Below are 17,919 nucleotides of genomic sequence, written 5' to 3' on the forward strand. Positions count from 1 at the left end.
AAAGTACCATTGCTTGCAGTAAAGTCCAGCAGTGATAAAACATTTCGAGGTGATAAGTTGCAAATTTACGATAGCCTACCAAAAGACAACGGGCTACAACGCTATCTAGTCGGTGGAGCAGTGCGCGATAAGCTGCTCAATATTGATAGTTATGATAGAGATTGGGTCGTGGTAGGGAGTACCCCTCAAGAGATGGAAAACCTTGGCTTTACTGCTGTGGGAAAAGATTTCCCGGTATTCTTGCACCCAAAAACCAAAGAAGAGCACGCACTGGCTCGCACTGAGAGAAAATCAGGCTCTGGTTACACAGGCTTCGAATGTTACTTCGCGCCAGACGTGAGTTTGGAAGAAGACCTGATGCGTCGAGATCTGACCATCAACTCTATAGCTCAAGATGATAAAGGCCAACTTCACGATCCTTATCATGGCCAGAAAGATCTCTCTGATCGTATTCTAAGGCACGTCTCGGACGCTTTTGTTGAAGATCCTCTTCGTGTGCTGCGTGTGGCTCGCTTCGCCGCCAAACTCCATCACCTCAACTTTACGGTTGCACCAGAAACCATGGTGATGATGAGCGAGATAGTTCAATCCGGTGAACTGGCACATCTCACTGCCGAACGAGTTTGGCAAGAGTGGCATAAATCCCTTAGTACTCCGCACCCTGAAGTATTCCTTTCGATACTTAAAGAGTGTGGTGCATTGGCTGTTGTGTTGCCTGAAATTGACGCGCTGTTTGGTGTACCTCAACCGGAAAAGTGGCACCCTGAGATCGACACGGGCATTCACACTCTGATGGTTGCTCAGCAAGCTGCGCGATTAAGCTCATCGTTACCCGTGCGTTTTGCCGCTCAAGTACATGATTTAGGTAAAGGCGTCACGCCAGAAAGCGAGTGGCCAAGCCACAAAATGCATTGCCATACAGGCTTAAAAATCATTAAGAAGCTGTGTGAAAGAGTCAGAGTGCCCAATGAATTCAGAGACCTTGCGTTGTTAGTGTGCGAGCAACATTCTAATATCCACCGCGCAGGCGAGCTCAAACCAACCACCTTTCTCAAGGTTCTCAACAAGTTCGATGTTTGGCGTAAGCCAGATAGGCTCGACGATATACTACTTTGCTGCCAGGCCGACCACGCAGGCCGAAAAGGATTAGAAGATCAGCCTTATCCTCAAAAAGCGCGCTTTGAAGTCGCCTACCAAGCGGCGCTTCAAGTCGAAGTAAAAGCGATCATTACCGCTGGTTTTAAAGGCAAAGATATTCGAGAAGAACAAGAGAAACGCAGAGCCATCGCAATTGAAAACGCCCTATCAGAACTCGCTAGCAGTTAATCGTCGCCGCTCTACCTAAAACGTATAAAAAGCCCGCAGTTAAGCGGGCCTTTTGTTTCAATTCTTACAGCGAGACCGTTGCCTGTGTCTGTTACTGCATCATTAAGAAAGCAAACAGACCACAACCTAGAATCAGGCGGTAGATAACGAACGGTGTCATGCCCATACGAGAGATAAGCTTCAAGAAAAAGTGGATACAGATGTAAGCACTGATGAAAGACACCGCAACGCCCGTTAGCAAAGTGCCAACATGGATTGGATCACCGCTTGTCACCAACTTAAGACCTAAATAACCACCAGCCAGAGTGATGATTGGGATAGACATCAAGAAAGAGAATCGAGCCGCCGCTTCACGTGTGAAACCAAGGTAAAGCGCCGCGGTAATGGTTGCGCCAGAACGAGACGTGCCCGGAATGATCGCCATTGCTTGAGCAAGACCAATAAACAGCGCCTTTTTCCAACCCGCTTGGTATTCGTCATCGCGCAGGCTTGAGTTCTTGTCCACCCACCATAACAATAGACCAAAGATAATCGTTGTCGTCGCGATCACCCACGCACTGCGTAAGTAAAGCTCAACAATATCTTTCATCAACAAGCCAAAGATACACGCAGGAATCGTCGCGAGAATGATCATCCACGCTAACTTCGCTTCTTTACTACGATCGCCTTTAAACACTGAACCAAAGAATGCGCTCAACAGAGAGACCACTTCTTTACGGAAATAGATAACAACAGCTGCCAAAGTACCAACGTGGACAGCGACATCAAAAGCCAAACCTTGATCTTCCCAGCCTAAAACAGCTGAAGGAAGGATTAGGTGTGCAGAACTGGAAATAGGTAAAAACTCTGTAAAGCCTTGCACCAACGCCAATATAAACGCTTCAAAATAACTCATTACTTACCTTAAAAATTATAGTTTTATATCTACGACAGAGAGCGAGTCTAATTGCTGCATCTTCTGCCATATTTCACTGACGGTTCTTCCGTCTTGCGGGATCACTCGCGCAGGACAAAGATCATAAAGCGGCTGTGTTACAAAAGGATATTTGTAGATATCACTGCGTGGTAATTCTGGTTCACACTCAGAAACCTCCTCTCCAAACAGCACAATATCAAGATCGAGCTTTCGATCTTGTAGTTTGTGCGCATCTTGAGAGCGACCCCATTTAAACTCAATTTTACGCAGCTGCTGTGAAAATTCAGTCAATGAGAGTGACGTGTCGAGCTCTATCACAAAGTTATAAAACGGATGGCTATTAAAACCGACGGGCTCACAGTGATAGATTTTAGAGCATTTAAGGTTAGTCCCTAACGATTGAAGCTCTGTCCATGCCACCCTTGCATGCTTGTCGCGGTCTATGTTCGTGCCAACACCAACATAGGCTACTGTCATGCTTGACCTCGTTCGATGATCACACCAACGGCTTTTGCTTGTGGCACTGCGCCAGGTTTAGCCAATCGGATTTTAATCCACGGCACAGAGAACTGAGTCATAATAAGCTCTGCGACTTCTTCAGCAACACGTTCTACGAGTAGAAAACGGCCATTTGCAATGTGCTCAAGTACTGCAGTGCTCACTTTCGAATAATCCAAAGCATCAACCACATCATCACTCTTGCCTGCTGGGCGGTTGTCATGAGCCATTTCAATATCAAGCACCAGTTTCTGTTTGATCTCTTGCTCCCAATCGTAAACACCGATCGTTGTAATTACTTCTAGCTGCTCAATGAAAACTTTATCCAGTGCCATGACTTGTCCTTTTAGAGGTCGGATACCCAAATTGGGGAAAAAAACGTATTATTTGCGTAATTCGAGATATGATATCAATTACTCTTGGATTGAGCATTATTTTCCCATCGTTAGGCGTATAACCGTTAAAGGACAGACATGACCCCATTGGCACTTATCATGATCATTGCTGCCTACTTACTAGGTTCAATCTCTAGTGCGGTCTTGATATGCCGAGTTTTGAGGCTCCCAGATCCTCGAACAGTAGGTTCTAACAACCCAGGAGCAACCAATGTCCTGCGTGTTGGCGGTAAAGGCGCAGCAGCTGCCGTCCTTTTGTGTGACATGCTGAAAGGCACTATCCCTGTCTGGCTTGGCTACTACCTCAAGATCGACCCAATCATTCTTGGGGTTGTGGCAATTGCGGCGTGTCTTGGCCATATGTATCCGATCTTCTTCCACTTCAAAGGTGGTAAAGGCGTGGCAACCGCACTTGGCGCTATCGCCCCAATAGGATTCGATCTAACCGGAATGATCATGGCGACTTGGTTAGTGGTCGCGTTTTTGTTTCGTTACTCTTCTTTAGCGGCACTGGTTACTGTGCTACTTGCCCCTTTCTACGCTTGGTTAGTCAAACCTCAATACACATTGCCAGTAGCCATGCTGTGCTGTTTGATCGTGTTACGTCACCACCAGAATATCCGCCGCCTACTCGATGGCAGCGAACCAAAACTCGGACAAAAAAAATCGGCTTAAACTGTCACGTCTAAGCCGAACCATAATATTCAGTATTTAAAGCTTATAGCAGATGTTTATCTAAAAACGTCTTCAGCATTGTGTTCACAAACTCTGGTTGCTCTAACGAGCTAATATGACCTGCGCCAGGAATCACCACTAATTCACTGCCCGTAATGCAATCGTGCATTAGGTATGACTCAAGTACCGGACGTGGTTTATCTTCTTGTCCTACAGCAATCAAAACAGGCAGAGCAAAGTTCTCTACCGATTCAATCATATCGCGACGTCCAAACACCATTCGACCAATTCGTGCCACTTCTTCAGCGTTGTCGCCCTCAAGAGCTGATAACTGCTGAGTAAACCCTTCCACTAAAGCTGGCGTGTTGGTTTGCGTATCATTAGCGAAGAACAGTGGAACAACCGCTTCAACAATTGGCTGAGGAACCGTCTTGGTTTGAGTGATGGTATCTAACATGCTGAAGTACTTTGCGTGAGCAACTTCTGGTTCTAAACCCACAAAAGTATCCATTAGAACCAAAGACTTAATACGTGCAGGTGCAAGTTCCGCTAACTCAGTCCCCCACATACCGCCAACCGATAAGCCAACCACTGAGAATTCTTCGATCTCTAAATGATCAAGCAGAGCCAAAACGTGCTGAGCGTAATCTTTCAAGTTACGCATCGAAGTGGGTGCTGCTTGAGATTCACCATGAGACCAAAGCTCTGGAACAATACAGCGATACTGAGTTTTTAACGCTTCGATCTGCGGCTTCCACATTGCACTATCCCAAAGGTAGCTGTGGCCGAGTACAACAACAGGGCCTTGACCTTCATCTAGGTACGCCATCGATTGATTGTCTACTGTGAACTTGTTCATTTTCTTCCCTAATCTCTATCAGCAATTATTTATCGACATACAGTCGGTAAGCTAGGATATAAAAACGGCCGCACAAGGCGACCGTTTATCGAAACACTATAGTCAATTACGCAATTGGCTCTAGCTGGTCAATAGGCCAACGCGGTGTGGCATGAACAGACAAATCAGCCGTTTCGCCATTCTTTAGGCGCTGCATGCCCGCATAAGCGATCATCGCACCATTATCTGTACAGAATTCTGTGCGTGGGTAGTACACCTCACCACCGACTTTCTTAGCAAGAGCTTCAAGCTCAACACGCAGTTGTTTGTTGGCACTTACACCGCCAGCAATCACTATACGTTTCATGCCCGTTTCAACCAAGGCTCGCTTACACTTGATTACTAAGGTTGCACAAACAGCTTCTTGGAATGCATAAGCGATATCAGCGCGAGTTTGGTCATCATTATCGTTATCGCGAATGGTATTCGCTGCGAACGTCTTCAAACCAGAAAAGCTCATATCTAGACCCGGACGATCGGTCATTGGACGCGGGAACTTAAAATGACCCGGAGTGCCTTTTTCCGCCAAACGAGATAACAGTGGACCACCAGGGTAATCTAAGCCCATCAGTTTCGCGGTTTTATCAAACGCTTCACCCGCTGCATCATCAATCGATTCACCAAGGATTCGGTATTCACCAATACCTTTCACTTCTACCATCATGGTATGGCCGCCAGAAACCAGCAGAGCCACAAATGGGAATGGTGGTGGGTTATCTTCTAGCATTGGCGCAAGAAGGTGACCTTCCATATGGTGAACAGGCACTGCAGGCACTCCCCACGCATAAGCAATACTGCGACCAATCGTTGCACCAACCAGCAGTGCACCCACTAAACCAGGGCCAGCCGTGTAAGCCACACCATCAATGTCTTTCGACGTTAGGTTCGCTTCAGCTAATGCCGCTTTAATAAGAGGAATTGTTTTTTTCACGTGGTCACGTGAAGCTAGCTCAGGTACCACACCACCGTAATCGGCGTGCAGCTTTACTTGGCTATATAATTGATGAGAAAGCAGCCCTTGCTCATCATCATAAATCGCGATTCCTGTTTCATCACAAGAGGTTTCAATACCAATAATGCGCATAATTTTCTCGGCACGCTTTCGTCTAAAATGGGAAATTAGCGCAATATTACCCTGCCTAAGCTCTTCAAACAAATATTGTACAGACTATAATCGACAAAGTGCTTTACAAAGCCACTGTGATCGGATTAAAATTCCGCACCATTTTTGATCAAGCTGGTTAATGGCCAAACGCGAATAGAGAGTTAGCTCGATGGGTAACTTCTCTGATTTGGTACTGAGTAGCCAGCGATAATGAATAACCCCTGAGGTGAAAGGCATATGCCAATAGTTAAAGTACGTGAAAACGAACCGTTCGACGTTGCACTACGTCGTTTCAAGCGCTCTTGTGAAAAAGCAGGTATCCTTTCTGAAGTTCGCCGTCGCGAGCACTACGAAAAGCCAACTACAGTTCGCAAACGCGCTAAAGCAGCAGCTCAAAAGCGTCACGCTAAGAAGCTAGCTCGCGAAAACGCACGTCGCGTTCGCCTGTACTAATAACTTAATCCATAAGGACTGAGTTATGGCTCTTATTGAACAACTCAAAGAAGAGCAAAAATTAGCGATGAAAGCCAAGGACAAACCGCGCCTTGGCACTATCCGCTTAGCTCTTTCAGCAATTAAGCAACGTGAAGTTGACGAACGGATCACTCTGAACGATGACGACATTCTTGCTGTATTAGTTAAAATGGTTAAGCAACGTCGCGATTCTGTTGCTCAATATGAATCAGCAAATCGTCAAGATCTTGCTGACGTGGAAAAAGCAGAAATTACGGTACTTGAAGGCTTTATGCCTCAACCGCTAACTGATGAAGAAGTTATTGCACTACTTGATAGCGCAATCGCTGAAGCTCAACCAGCGGGCATGCAAGACATGGGTAAAGTAATGGCTATCTTGATACCACAAATTCAAGGGCGTGCAGATATGGGTAAAGTTAGTGGTTTAGTTCGTTCTAAACTCGCTTAATCCCAAATCAAATTGCAACAAGCCGTGCAATCCTTCGGAACGCACGGCTTGTTTGTATCTGTAACCTATTCAAACTATTATTATCCACACTCTCAGTTAGTGCATTTTTCTAAGGTTTTATGGCAGGACACATCCCGCGTAGTTTCATCGATGATCTCCTAGCGCGTCTCGACATTGTCGACATTGTGGACGCACGCGTGAAACTTAAGAAAAAAGGCAAAAACTATGGTGCTTGTTGCCCATTCCACAACGAAAAGACCCCTTCTTTTAGCGTAAGCCAAGAAAAACAGTTTTATCACTGCTTTGGTTGTGGCGTACACGGTAATGCTATCGACTTCATTATGGAGTTCGAACGTCTCGATTTTGTTGAAGCGATTGAAGAGCTTGCCTCTTTCTTAGGCCTCGATGTTCCTAGAGAGCAACGTAGCGGCGAGATATCAACAGCACCAAGAGCCAACAGCGAACAAAAACGTAACCTCTACGATTTGATGGGCGGCATCAGTAATTTTTACCGCTCTCAACTGAAAATATCAGCCAACAAACCTGCGATTGATTACCTAAAGAATCGTGGCCTTTCGGGCGAGATCGTCCAGAAGTTTGGCATTGGGTATGTGGCCGATGAGTGGGACTTAGTTCGTAAGAACTTTGGCCAACAGAAAGAAGCCCAAGACATGCTCGTAACTGGCGGCATGTTAATTGAGAACGATAAAGGTAACCGATACGACCGATTCCGTGGACGCGTAATGTTCCCGATTCGCGATCGTCGTGGCCGTGTGATTGGTTTTGGTGGTCGTGTATTAGAAGACGGTACTCCAAAATATCTCAACTCACCAGAAACGCCTATCTTCCATAAAGGTAAAGAGCTTTACGGCCTTTATGAAGTGCTGCAAGCCTACCGTGAACCGCCGCAAATACTTGTGGTTGAAGGTTACATGGATGTCGTGGCATTAGCGCAATATGGTGTTGATTACTCAGTAGCATCACTGGGCACCTCGACAACCGGCGACCATGTTCAAATGTTGTTCCGTCAAACCAGCACTGTGGTTTGTTGTTACGATGGTGACCGAGCAGGTAAAGAGGCCGCATGGCGCGCACTAGAAAACGCACTTGAGTATCTCAAAACCGGTAACACGCTTAAGTTTCTGTTCTTGCCCGACGGTGAAGACCCAGACAGCTATATTAGAGAGCATGGCAAAGCCGCTTTTGAACAACTGGTCCACAATGCGACGCCGCTTTCGACCTATTTGTTCGATAACCTGATTGAAATACACAAGTTAAACTTGGGAACAACCGAAGGGAAATCGGCACTGCGCGCACACGCTAGCGCATTGATTAACAAAATCCCTGACAGTTACTTCCAAGAGTTGCTCGAAAAATTGCTCGATGAGCGCACTGGATTTGATAACCAATTGAGGCGAGCGCGTGTTCATACACAGAACCCGATACCTCAACCGCATAAAGAGCTGAAACGCACTCCAATGCGTGAAGTTATCGCTTTGCTTATCCAAAATCCGAGCTATGCTGATATGGTACCGGATTTATCAAGTGTCAAAGGCTTACAGCTGCCTGGACTAAGTTTATTCGTCGAAGTACTTGATAAATGCCATGCGCATCCCCATATCAACACAGGCCAATTATTAGAGCATTGGCGACACAATAAACATGAGGCTCTTCTGTCTCGTCTCGCGAGCTGGGAAATCCCCCTCGACGAAGACAATCAAGAAGACATATTTTTAGACTCATTGGACAATATACTTGCCCAGTGCGTTGAAAAACAAATTGAAAACCTGCAGGCCAAAGCAAGAAGCGTCGGTTTATCAGCCGAAGAAAAAAGGGAGCTACTAGCTTTAATGCTAGATCTAAAAGCGTAACCCTGTTTGATTAGTCAGCATTTAATAAATTTGTTAACATAATTGGTTTGCATTTGAGAATGCAACGTCCTTCACCAGACCTGAAGTTGGATATCATCTATGGATCAAAATCCGCAGTCACAGCTTAAATTACTTGTTATTAAAGGCAAGGAACAAGGCTATCTGACCTACGCCGAAGTAAACGACCACCTACCTGCAGAAATCGTGGATTCTGAACAGGTAGAAGACATCATTCAAATGATTAACGACATGGGTATCAAGGTAGTTGAAACTGCACCTGATGCTGATGATCTAGCACTTAATGATGACGATGCCAATATAGATGAAGATGCAGCCGAAGCTGCAGCTGCTGCGCTTTCAAGCGTAGAAAGCGAGATTGGCCGTACTACTGACCCAGTTCGTATGTACATGCGTGAAATGGGTACAGTTGAACTACTGACTCGTGAAGGCGAAATCGACATTGCGAAGCGTATTGAAGATGGTATCAATACAGTTCAACTATCGGTTGCTGAGTACCCAGGCACTATTCCATACATCTTGGAACAGTTTGACCGCGTACAAGCAGAAGAGATTCGCTTAACAGACCTAATCAATGGCTTTGTTGACCCAGACGACGATGGCACAGCTGCGCCAACGGCGACTCACATCGGTTCAGAACTTGCTGAAACTGATCTGGAAGACGAAGACAAAGAAGACGCAGAAGACGACGAGGAAGAGGAAGAAGAAGATACAGGTATCGATCCTGAACTTGCTCTTGAGAAGTTCACAGCACTTCGTACTAGCTACCAGAATCGTCAGCTAGCGATCAACGAGTACGGCCATGAAAGCCCGAAAGCAACGCTTGCAACGACAATGATGCAAGACGTATTCAAAGAGTTCCGTCTAACACCAAAACAGTTTGATTACCTAGTAAACGAACTGCGTAACTCTATGGATCGCGTACGTACTCAAGAACGCCTAATCATGCGTCAAACGGTTGAGTACGGCAAAATGCCGAAGAAATCTTTCATTGCTCTATTTACTGGTAACGAATCTAGCGAAGCATGGTTGGATGAAGTTCTTGCTTCAGACAAGCCATACGCAGAAAAGATCAAACGTAACGAGCACGACATCCGTCGCTCTATCCAAAAACTGGATATGATCGAACGTGAAACGTCTCTTACTGTTCAAAGCATCAAAGATATCAGCCGTCGTATGTCTATCGGTGAAGCGAAAGCTCGTCGTGCGAAGAAAGAGATGGTTGAAGCGAACTTACGTCTAGTAATCTCGATTGCTAAGAAGTACACAAACCGTGGTCTACAATTCCTGGATCTAATCCAAGAAGGTAACATCGGTCTGATGAAAGCGGTAGATAAGTTTGAATACCGTCGTGGTTACAAGTTCTCTACTTATGCTACGTGGTGGATCCGTCAAGCAATCACTCGTTCGATTGCCGACCAAGCTCGTACTATCCGTATTCCGGTTCACATGATCGAAACGATCAACAAACTAAACCGTATCTCTCGTCAAATGCTACAAGAGATGGGTCGTGAACCACTTCCGGAAGAGTTGGCTGAGCGCATGCAAATGCCTGAAGACAAGATCCGTAAAGTACTGAAAATCGCTAAAGAGCCAATCTCAATGGAGACACCAATCGGTGACGACGAAGATTCGCACCTAGGTGATTTCATCGAGGATACAACGCTAGAACTGCCTTTAGACTCTGCAACGGCAACAAGCCTGCGCGGCGCAACTAAAGACGTTCTTGCAGGCCTAACTCCTCGTGAAGCGAAAGTACTGCGTATGCGTTTCGGTATCGACATGAACACTGACCACACTCTAGAAGAAGTGGGTAAGCAGTTCGACGTTACTCGTGAACGTATCCGTCAGATCGAAGCAAAAGCACTGCGAAAACTTCGTCACCCAAGCCGCTCAGAAACTCTGCGTAGCTTCCTAGACGAGTAATTACACGCTTTAGTGTGGTTAGCTTTTAAGCATAAAATAAAAAAGGTGAGCGTTGGCTCACCTTTTTTTTATCCGTGTGATTTAAGTGGCTAAGATGTAAGCGGAATTGCCCCTTATAGTGTCTAGACACCACTGAATGCTTCCCCTATAATCTATGCCCTACGGCCCCTTAGCTCAGTGGTTAGAGCGCACGACTCATAATCGTTCGGTCCCCAGTTCAAATCTGGGAGGGGCCACCAAATTAGAAAAGCCAGAACAGTTCACGCTGCTCTGGCTTTTTGCTTTTCTGATTCAGTACCAATCACACCCTGCACTTCCGAACCAAAAACGAATCGTCCCGCACACAATTCCAATTGCCTCTCTGTGACTAAACATACTTTTCTTTTATAAAAAAATCGGCAATATGAGAGTACATAAATCGCTCAATAGTTCAGGGAAGACTCATGAAAGACGAAACACTCTCGATTCACTTCGGTTACGACACTGATCCAACAACCAAATCGGTTGCCACTCCAATCTACCAAACCGTCGCGTACGAATTCGATGACGCACAACACGGCGCCGACCTCTTCAACCTTGCGGTGCCAGGCAATATCTACACTCGCATAATGAACCCAACCAATGATGTGTTAGAAAAACGCATGGCCGCCTTAGAAGGAGGTATCGCAGGCTTAGTGGTAAGTGCGGGCAGTGCTGCGATCAACTACGCGATTCAAACGTTGGCGCAAATCGGTGACAACATTGTCTCAACGCCTCAGCTTTACGGTGGTACTTACACCCTATTTGCTCACATGTTGCCAAACCAAGGAATTGAAGTTCGTTTTGCTAAAGACGACAAACCAGAAAGCTTAGCGGCACTGATCGATGAAAAAACCAAGGCGGTTTACTGTGAAAGTATCGGTAACCCAGCAGGTAATATTATCGACTTAGAGCGTGTTGCTGAACTTGCTCACGCACAAGGTGTACCTGTGATTGTTGATAACACGGTGGCGACGCCTGTACTGTGTAAACCTATCGATTTTGGTGCTGACATCGTGGTGCACTCACTAACTAAATACGTGGGTGGTCACGGTACAACGTTAGGTGGCGTGATTGTCGACTCAGGTAAATTCCCATGGGCACAGCACAAGGACCGCTTCCCTGTGTTTAATCAGCCAGAGCCTTCTTATCATGGCGTGGTTTATACCGAGGCCTTTGGTGAGGCTGCGTTTATTGGTCGTGCTAGAACGGTTCCCCTACGTAATACAGGTGCAGCACTGTCACCAATGAATGCTTTCATGTTGATGCAAGGTTTGGAGACGTTGTCGCTACGCATGGAGCGACACACAGAGAATGCCTTGAAAGTAGCGGAATACCTCAAGCAACACGAGAAAGTCAGTTGGGTAAGTTACGCTGGCCTGCCTGATTCAGAATTCTATCCACTCGCTGAAAAGTACATGCAAGGTAAGCCATCGGCCATTCTATCTTTTGGTTTAAAAGACGGTTATGAAGCCGGTGTTCGCTTCTATGATGCACTGCAAATCTTCAAGCGCTTAGTTAACATTGGCGATGCGAAATCTCTCGCTTGTCACCCAGCTTCGACGACACACCGTCAACTAAGCGAAGCTGAACAGAAACAAGCCGGTGTATCACCGGAGATGATTCGCCTATCAGTAGGTATCGAGCACATTGACGATATCTTGGCTGACCTAGAGCAAGCACTGAGCGCTTAATGACGCTACAGCTAGCTCTAACACTGATCGTTAACTAACAGACATAAAAAAGCCCATCACAGGATGGGCTTCTTATTATCTATATCTTAGGTAAGCTGTCGATTACTCAACTGTTACCGCTTTCGCTAGGTTACGAGGTTGGTCAACGTCGGTACCTTTTATTAGTGCGACATGGTAAGACAGCAGCTGCATCGGTACTGTGTAGTAGATAGGCGCTGTTACTTCACTTACGTGAGGCATCTTGATGATCTTCATGTTCTCATCGCTTTCAAAGCCCGCATCTTCATCAGCGAATACGTAAAGTAGACCGCCACGAGCACGCACTTCTTCAACGTTCGATTTCAGCTTCTCTAGCAAGTCGTTGCTTGGTGCAATAACGACTACAGGCATATCTGCATCGATAAGAGCCAAAGGACCGTGCTTAAGCTCACCAGCTGCGTATGCTTCTGCGTGGATGTAAGAGATCTCTTTCAGTTTAAGAGACGCTTCCATCGCGATTGGGTAGAACTCACCACGACCCAAGAACAGTGTGTGATGCTTATCAGCAAAATCAGGTGCCAGTGCTTCAATTTCTTTATCGAACGCTAATGCTTTCTCGATATCAGCAGGCAGTTGGTGAAGTGCTTGAACGATTTCCGCTTCTTTTTCTTCATTGATACGACCTTGTAGACGACCAATTGACGTTACCATCATCAGCATCGCTGCTAGTTGAGTTGTGAAAGCTTTAGTAGAAGCAACACCGATCTCTGTTCCTGCGCGAGTCATGAAGGCAAAATCAGATTCACGAACCAGTGAAGAACCCGCAACGTTACAGATAGTCATTGCAGACATATAACCCTTCTCTTTTGCAAGACGAAGTGCAGCAAGCGTATCCGCCGTTTCACCAGATTGAGACAGAGTCACCAATAGGCTGTTCGGACGAACAACGAAATCACGGTAACGGAATTCAGAAGCAATCTCTACGTCACAGCTTACGCCAGCTAGAGATTCAAACCAGTAACGCGCTGCCATGCCTGAGTTGTAAGACGTACCACATGCGATGATCTGCACGTGTTCAACCTTGCTTAGGATCTCTTCAGCTTTAACGCCGATCGCGTTAGTGATAACCGAAGTGTCAGAGATACGGCCTTCCATTGTATTGATCAGCGCTGTTGGCTGCTCGAAGATCTCTTTCTGCATGAAGTGGCGGTATTGACCTTTGTCACCTGCGTCGTGTTCAGCGTTTGACTCAACGATTTCACGCTCAACACGCTCACCCGCTACATCAAATACCGTAACATCACGACGAGTTACCTCAGCAACATCACCTTCTTCTAGGTACATGAAGCGACGAGTTACGCTCAGTAGCGCCAGTTGATCAGAAGCAAGGAAGTTCTCGCCGACACCAAAACCGATAACGATCGGGCTACCAGAACGAGCTACAACGATACGGCTAGGATCTTTACGATCAACCGCAACCGTGCCGTACGCACCGTCTAATTGTTTTGCTGTTTTCTGTAGCGCTTCAACCAAAGAAGCTGAAGTGCGAAGTTCCCACTCAACTAAGTGAGCAATAACTTCTGTATCCGTTTGTGAAGTAAATACGTAACCACGCTCTTGCAGCATAGCGCGCAGTGCTTCGTGGTTTTCGATAATGCCATTGTGTACAACGGCAATATCACCAGACATGTGTGGGTGTGCGTTCGCTTCAGACGGCTCACCGTGTGTCGCCCAACGTGTATGAGCGATACCTGTACCACCAATCACTTGTTGCTCTTCTACTGCGTCAGCTAGCTCTTGTACTTTACCTAGGCGGCGTACACGAGTTAGGTTAGATTCAGTATCGACTACAGCGACACCAGCTGAATCGTAGCCACGGTATTCTAGACGACGAAGGCCTTCTACTAAAATTTCAGCTACATCACGCTGTGCTACTGCACCAACAATTCCACACATAGTTTCACTCCATCAATTTTGTTTTATTCCTATTGGCAGCAAGCAAAGGCCAAATCTTCATTAAGATCAATTATAGGAAGGTAAATGCATAATACTTAAATTTGTTTTTACGCTGGATCGGTCAGGATCACTCGAACATCATGTGATTCGATACTTGCTTTGGATTCTTCGCCTAAGTCTGTATCGGTAATTAAGATGTCAATGTGTTCCCATGCCAGCTCTAAGTTCGGGATCTTTCGTCCCACCTTTTCCGACTCAACCATCACGATCACTTCTCGTGACACTTCAGCCATTACTTTGCTCAGGCCAACCAGTTCGTTAAACGTGGTTGTGCCTCTATCGAGGTCGATACCATCAGCCCCAATAAATAGTTGGTCAAAATCGTAAGCACGAAGTACCGACTCTGCAACTTTGCCTTGGAAAGAGTCCGAATGGGTATCCCAAGTGCCGCCAGTCATTAATAACGTCGGCTCGCTTTCAAGCTCATTAAGCGCATTAGCAACGTGCAATGAGTTGGTCATAACAACCAAGCCACGCTTAGCATTAAGCTGCTGAATTAGAGCACCGGTCGTACTGCCACTATCGATCACGATGCGGTTATGGTCGCGAATTAAATCTGCAGCGGCTTTTGCCAATGAAATCTTTCGAGTCGAAACTTGTTGACCCAGCTCTTCGTTGACAACCTCTTTCGGTAACGAAATCGCACCACCATAACGGCGTAAAAGCTGACCGTTTTTCTCTAAAGACGCCAAGTCCTTTCTAATAGTGACTTCTGAGGTTTCGAACTTAGCGGATAATTCATCAACACTAACCTCCCCTTTTTCATTCACTAGGTTAGAAATTGCATGTCTTCTGAGCTGAGTGTTTCGTTTCGACATTTAAAAAAGGCCATTAAGTTTCGATATGAAACATATTATAGTTACAACGAAACTATTTAGTCCATTTATTTTGATCCAAAAAATTAATAAATAGCGATAAAACCTTGTCCTAAGACAATTGTTAAGCAGTGATATTGAACTCATTAGGTGGTAGAATCCGCACCCGAAAAGAAAAAAAATTACAAAACTGACTGTTATTTTTTTGCAACTTACCCCCTATATAGTGGGGTAAGTCACAGAAAACCGATATTGAATCAAAATCTTTTAGTCATAAAATGACTAAAATTGATGAAAGACTTACAACTCTGAAGGACATATTGGAAGTCCCGCGCTTTTACACAACAGGCACAAAATGTTGATGTAGCGGACCAATCTTCAGAACTTAAATAAATTTCAAATTGTAACAATACTTACCGGAGAGTACCTTCCATGAAAAAGACCAAAATCGTATGTACGATTGGCCCTAAAACTGAATCTGTAGAGAAGCTAACTGAACTAGTAGATGCTGGCATGAACGTTATGCGTCTTAACTTCTCTCACGGTGATTTCGCAGAGCACGGCACTCGTATCGCGAACTTCCGTAAAGTAATGGAAAACAAAGGTGAGCAACTTGCTATCCTTCTAGATACTAAAGGTCCAGAAATTCGTACTATCAAACTTGAAGATGGTAACGACGTAGATCTAGTAGCTGGTCAAGAGTTCACTTTCACAACTGACGCAACAGTTGTTGGTAACAAAGACGTAGTAGCAGTAACTTACCTAGGTTTCGCTAAAGACCTAACAGCAGGTAACACTATCCTTGTTGATGACGGCCTAATCGAAATGGAAGTTATCGCAACAACAGAAACTGAAGTTAAGTGTAAAGTTCTTAACAACGGTGCTCTAGGCGAAAACAAAGGTGTTAACCTTCCTGGCGTTTCTGTTCAACTTCCTGCTCTTTCTGAGAAAGACAAAGCTGACCTTAAGTTTGGTTGTGAGCAAGGCGTAGATTTCGTTGCTGCTTCTTTCATCCGTAAAGAAGAAGACGTTAAAGAAATCCGTGAGCTTCTAAACGCTAACGGCGGCGAGAACATCCACATCATTTCTAAGATTGAAAACCAAGAAGGTGTAGATAACTTCGATTCAATCCTTGAAGCTTCTGACGGCATCATGGTTGCTCGTGGTGACCTAGGTGTTGAAATCCCAGCTGAAGAAGTAATCTTCGCTCAGAAGATGATGATCGAGAAGTGTAACCGTGCACGTAAGATGGTTATCACTGCAACTCAAATGCTTGACTCTATGATCAGCAACCCACGTCCAACTCGTGCTGAAGCGGGTGACGTTGCGAACGCAATCATGGATGGTACTGATGCAGTAATGCTTTCTGGTGAAACTGCTAAAGGTAAGTACCCAGTTGAAGCTGTTACTATCATGGCTCAAATCGCGAACCGTACTGATTCAGCTCTTAAAGCTGAGCTAGGTTCTCGTCTAGACAGCCCACGTCTACGCATCACTGAAGCAGTATGTAAAGGCGCCGTAGACACAGCAGAGAAGCTAGCTGCTCCTCTAATCGTTGTTGCAACTGAAGGCGGTAAATCTGCACGTTCAGTACGTAAGTACTTCCCAACTGCAAACATCCTAGCTCTAACAACTAACGAAAAGACAGCTGCACAGCTAGTTCTTACTAAAGGTGTTAAGCCAGTTCTTGTTGACTCTATCGAGAACACAGACGCGTTCTACATCAACGGTAAAGAAATCGCTCTACAATCTGGCCTAGGTAACAAAGGCGACATCGTAGTTATGGTTTCTGGTGCTCTAGTAGCTTCTGGTACTACAAACACGGCATCTGTTCACGTTCTATAAGAATGAACCGATTCGCATAAAATATAAAAGAGGGCTTCGGCCCTCTTTTTTTATGAAACAAAATCTTGCCTAACTTTTCAGTACGCTGTATTATCAATCACAATAGAACTACGTACTGTTAACCTCCAACTGACTCTTTCTAAGAGACGGATTAGCAGACTAGAAATCATATATAGATGAGGTTTGTAATGTCTAGTCCTACGCTCACTGACAAAGTATCAAAGATGATTCGCCAAGATATTCTTAATGGTGAGTTAACCCCAGGCCAAAAGCTTGTTGTTGCTGATCTAAAAGCACGCTACAACGTTGGCGCATCCCCTATTCGCGAAGCCTTGGTACAGTTATCTTGGAGCAAATACGTAAAGCTAGAGCCACAAAAAGGCTGCTGGGTATCTCCTGTATCAAAGAAAGAACTGAATGACCTATACGAAAGCCTTCGTGTTGTATCATCGGTTCTGCTTAAAAAAGCGATTGCAGCAGGTGATGAGAGCTGGGAACTGGATGTACTAACGTCTTACCATAAACTATCGCGAGTACAGTACGTATCTGAAGAGTTTGACTGTGTAGAATGGGAAGAGCGCCACCAGCAATTCCATGTCGCACTGCTTGAAGGTGCAGATTCAGAGAACATGTTTAAGTTCTTTGATGACCTAATTAACCAAGTGAAACGTTACCGCTTCCTCGCTATGTCTGCAGAAAGCGCATCAGATGATCTGTTCAATATTGATGAACACGAAATGATCATGAAACTAGTACTCTCTAAGAATGTAGAACAAGCGACTGAACTGCTTGATCAACACCTGCTAGGTTCAATGAAACGAATTGAAGAAGTTATCGAAGCGGCATAACGCTAAAGTAGCTTCTAACCAAATAAAAACGGAGCCCAATGGCTCCGTTTTTTGTTTCCAGTATTACGACTGAACTACCACCCAAAAAACTCTTTGTGATGAGTATTGAGTAGCACAACCATAGGTAAAAAATACAAAGCACTCAATTGAAAGC

16 protein-coding genes and 1 tRNA gene are annotated in these 17,919 nt (G+C 45.3%); 10 read left to right on the forward strand and 7 right to left on the reverse strand.

Annotation, left to right across the window (positions count from 1 at the left end; translation table 11 throughout):
- Positions 1-9: 9 nt before the first annotated feature.
- Entirely contained in the window at positions 10-1,326 is a 1,317-nt protein-coding gene (locus AB4493_RS12250; RefSeq protein WP_372155047.1) for a multifunctional CCA addition/repair protein, read from the forward strand.
- A 91-nt stretch (positions 1,327-1,417) separates the two neighbouring features.
- Here the strand turns inward: AB4493_RS12250 and AB4493_RS12255 are convergent, their stop codons facing one another.
- From AB4493_RS12255 to folB, 3 genes are read right to left on the reverse strand one after another with little or no spacing between them, the layout of a single operon-like run.
- A complete protein-coding gene (locus tag AB4493_RS12255; RefSeq protein WP_010434624.1) occupies positions 1,418-2,221 on the reverse strand; it encodes an undecaprenyl-diphosphate phosphatase in 804 nt (267 codons plus the stop codon).
- 15 nt (positions 2,222-2,236) lie between these two features.
- Entirely contained in the window at positions 2,237-2,719 is a 483-nt protein-coding gene (folK, locus tag AB4493_RS12260; RefSeq protein ID WP_017062921.1) for a 2-amino-4-hydroxy-6-hydroxymethyldihydropteridine diphosphokinase, read from the reverse strand.
- Complete coding sequence (gene folB / locus AB4493_RS12265) at positions 2,716-3,075, reverse strand: dihydroneopterin aldolase (protein WP_017061412.1); 360 nt, start codon at positions 3,073-3,075, stop codon at positions 2,716-2,718. The genes folK and folB overlap by 4 nt, the downstream gene beginning before the upstream one ends.
- A gap of 138 nt (positions 3,076-3,213) precedes the next feature.
- Between folB and plsY the strand changes: the two genes are divergently transcribed.
- Entirely contained in the window at positions 3,214-3,810 is a 597-nt protein-coding gene (gene plsY, locus AB4493_RS12270; RefSeq protein ID WP_009847793.1) for a glycerol-3-phosphate 1-O-acyltransferase PlsY, read from the forward strand.
- 43 nt (positions 3,811-3,853) lie between these two features.
- On the opposite strand, the gene AB4493_RS12275 is transcribed toward plsY, so the two are convergent.
- Positions 3,854-4,669, reverse strand: coding sequence for an alpha/beta fold hydrolase (locus AB4493_RS12275; RefSeq protein WP_017061411.1), 816 nt, complete (start codon positions 4,667-4,669; stop codon positions 3,854-3,856).
- Between the two features lie 106 nt (positions 4,670-4,775).
- On the reverse strand, positions 4,776-5,792 hold the full coding sequence (gene tsaD / locus AB4493_RS12280) for a tRNA (adenosine(37)-N6)-threonylcarbamoyltransferase complex transferase subunit TsaD (protein WP_372155048.1): 1,017 nt from the start codon (positions 5,790-5,792) through the stop codon (positions 4,776-4,778).
- Between the two features lie 258 nt (positions 5,793-6,050).
- On the opposite strand from tsaD, the gene rpsU reads away from it, so the two are divergent.
- From rpsU to AB4493_RS12310, 6 genes are all read left to right on the forward strand, one after another.
- A complete protein-coding gene (rpsU, locus tag AB4493_RS12285) occupies positions 6,051-6,266 on the forward strand; it encodes a 30S ribosomal protein S21 (protein WP_004396009.1) in 216 nt (71 codons plus the stop codon).
- Between the two features lie 25 nt (positions 6,267-6,291).
- The gene (locus tag AB4493_RS12290) at positions 6,292-6,735 is read left to right on the forward strand and encodes a GatB/YqeY domain-containing protein (protein WP_372155050.1); all 444 of its coding nucleotides are present in this window, start codon (positions 6,292-6,294) and stop codon (positions 6,733-6,735) included.
- Between the two features lie 119 nt (positions 6,736-6,854).
- On the forward strand, positions 6,855-8,606 hold the full coding sequence (gene dnaG, locus AB4493_RS12295; RefSeq protein ID WP_102428404.1) for a DNA primase: 1,752 nt from the start codon (positions 6,855-6,857) through the stop codon (positions 8,604-8,606).
- A gap of 99 nt (positions 8,607-8,705) precedes the next feature.
- The gene (gene rpoD / locus AB4493_RS12300) at positions 8,706-10,550 is read left to right on the forward strand and encodes an RNA polymerase sigma factor RpoD (RefSeq protein WP_017061407.1); all 1,845 of its coding nucleotides are present in this window, start codon (positions 8,706-8,708) and stop codon (positions 10,548-10,550) included.
- 163 nt (positions 10,551-10,713) lie between these two features.
- Positions 10,714-10,789, forward strand: a tRNA-Ile gene (locus tag AB4493_RS12305).
- A gap of 204 nt (positions 10,790-10,993) precedes the next feature.
- The gene (locus AB4493_RS12310; RefSeq protein WP_017061406.1) at positions 10,994-12,262 is read left to right on the forward strand and encodes an O-acetylhomoserine aminocarboxypropyltransferase/cysteine synthase family protein; all 1,269 of its coding nucleotides are present in this window, start codon (positions 10,994-10,996) and stop codon (positions 12,260-12,262) included.
- Between the two features lie 102 nt (positions 12,263-12,364).
- Here the strand turns inward: AB4493_RS12310 and glmS are convergent, their stop codons facing one another.
- On the reverse strand, positions 12,365-14,197 hold the full coding sequence (gene glmS, locus AB4493_RS12315; protein WP_017061405.1) for a glutamine--fructose-6-phosphate transaminase (isomerizing): 1,833 nt from the start codon (positions 14,195-14,197) through the stop codon (positions 12,365-12,367).
- 107 nt (positions 14,198-14,304) lie between these two features.
- Positions 14,305-15,075, reverse strand: a complete 771-nt coding sequence (locus tag AB4493_RS12320; RefSeq protein ID WP_017061404.1) for a DeoR/GlpR family DNA-binding transcription regulator — start codon at positions 15,073-15,075, stop codon at positions 14,305-14,307.
- Between the two features lie 429 nt (positions 15,076-15,504).
- Between AB4493_RS12320 and pykF the strand changes: the two genes are divergently transcribed.
- Together pykF and AB4493_RS12330 are read left to right on the forward strand one after the other, a co-directional pair.
- On the forward strand, positions 15,505-16,917 hold the full coding sequence (gene pykF, locus AB4493_RS12325; RefSeq protein ID WP_017061403.1) for a pyruvate kinase PykF: 1,413 nt from the start codon (positions 15,505-15,507) through the stop codon (positions 16,915-16,917).
- 176 nt (positions 16,918-17,093) lie between these two features.
- A complete protein-coding gene (locus AB4493_RS12330) occupies positions 17,094-17,765 on the forward strand; it encodes a GntR family transcriptional regulator (protein WP_080582236.1) in 672 nt (223 codons plus the stop codon).
- Positions 17,766-17,919: the final 154 nt, after the last annotated feature.

This window comes from Vibrio sp. 10N.222.55.A1 (genome assembly GCF_041473835.1).
GTDB lineage: Bacteria > Pseudomonadota > Gammaproteobacteria > Enterobacterales > Vibrionaceae > Vibrio > Vibrio crassostreae_C.